The organism is Arthrobacter sp. SE2 (assembly GCF_058244265.1).
Genome location: NZ_JBZAYA010000047.1, coordinates 1 through 1668 on the forward strand (window position 1 = coordinate 1; position 1668 = coordinate 1668).

General features: G+C 62.4%; 1 protein-coding gene. It reads right to left on the minus strand.

Annotated elements, in window-relative coordinates; genetic code table 11:
- Positions 1-35 precede the first annotated feature (35 nt).
- Positions 36-1235 carry an IS30 family transposase gene (locus tag AC4CS3_RS23875; protein ID WP_490785532.1) on the minus strand — a complete coding sequence of 400 codons (1200 nt, stop codon included), beginning with the start codon at positions 1233-1235 and terminating at the stop codon, positions 36-38.
- Between the last annotated feature and the right edge of the window lie 433 nt (positions 1236-1668).

Below are 1668 nucleotides of genomic sequence, written 5' to 3' on the forward strand. Positions count from 1 at the left end.
TGGCGGTTTCTAGGGGTCGTTGCAACACCTGTTGGCTAAGTAGTCAAGATTAGATCACGCAGACGCTCGGCTGGGCTATCCCAGTCGAGCGTTTTGCGTGGGCGGCCGTTGAGTTCCTGGGCGACGTGTTCGAGGTCTTCCGGGCCGTAGACGGACAGGTCTGTGCCTTTGGGGAAGTACTGGCGCAGCAGCCCGTTGGTGTTCTCGTTCGAGCCGCGTTGCCAGGGGCTGGCGGGGTCGCAGAAGTAGACCTGCATGTCCGTGGCCAGGCTGAAGGATTTGTGTCCGGCCATTTCGGCGCCCTGGTCCCAAGTCAGGGACCCGCGCAGGTGCGCCGGCAGGGTGGACATGGTGGCGATGAGTCCGTCACGGACCGTTTCGGCGGTGTGGTCATTGGGCAGGTGGACGAGCATCACGTACCGGGTGGTGCGCTCGACCAGGGTGGCGATCGCGGACTGGTTGTTCGCTCCGGTGATGAGATCCCCTTCCCAATGGCCGGGCACGGCCCGGTCCTCGATCTCGGGCGGACGTTCGGAGATCATGATCATCGGGTCCACGAACCGGGAGGTGCGTTGGGCCGCGTCTTTGTGGGGTTTGCGGCGTGCCCGGCCGGTGCGCAAGGCTGCCTGGATTTCGCGTTTGAGTCCGCCGCGGGCCTGGAAGTACAGGGCTTGGTAGATCGTCTCTGGGCTCACTCGCATCTCCGGGTCGTCGGGGAACTCGTCGACCAGGGTGTGGCTGATCTGTTCCGGAGACCAGCGTATGGCCAGTTTTTCCTTCACATACTCCCGCAGCGGACTCTCTTCAACGAGTTTGGCGCTCTTCGGACGGGCCCTGCGGGCGGCGGCTTTCCGGTGCGCCCCGTGCGGCAGGTAACCCAGTACCGGATCGGTATTGCGGGCCAGTTCCCGGCTGACCGTCGAGACGGGACGTTCGAGGATCGTTGCGATGGCCCTCATGGAAGACCCTCCGGATCTCAGGTCCTGAATCGTCTCGCGCTCCTGCAGGGACAGGTACCGCGGGTCGACGGCTTTCTCCAGCACTGACAGAGGTATTGGTTCGCCGGGAAACTCTGTCGTTCCGGCGGGGGTCATAGTAGTCACACCATGGTTGTAATCGACCACACGCCCGTCCGGGTAAATGCGCCGACGACCGGTTCTGCGGATCCCGCGTTCCCACTCCCTGGCAGTCTTGGGATGCACACCCACTGCAGTGATGGCCTCGCCCCGACTCATCCCCGCGCTGCGCAGACGCAGAAACTCCTCACGCCTGCCAGAACCCGGGGGTTTACTCGCAATGCCTGCTTCCGAGGCCCAGCGGTGGCAAGTGTTCACGTTCAGCCCGAGTTCCGCCGCTGCCAGCGTCACACTGCCCACCTGATGAAGGACGCGGTAAAACTCATCCCTCTGTTCAGGCGTGTACTTCTTCCTCACCGTTTGCTCGTTTCGGACACCGATCTTGCGGCACCACTGGTAACACGTCATCCGGTTGAGTCCGAGCTCCGAGGCGGCATCAGTGACACTGCCGAGGCGATCAAGGACCCGGAAAAACTCCTCCCTCTGTTCAGGCGTGTACTTCCTCTTACTCGAGGACTCTTCGCTTAAAGACGACACGGTCGTTGCAACTCCCAAAAATTCTGGGTGTTGCAACGACCGCTAGAACCCAAGA

Bases quoted from the DNA above. Each gene is read 5' to 3' on its own strand.
- AC4CS3_RS23875 (WP_490785532.1), bottom strand. From the start codon at position 1,235: ATGAGTCGGGGCGAGGCCATCACTGCAGTGGGTGTGCATCCCAAGACT.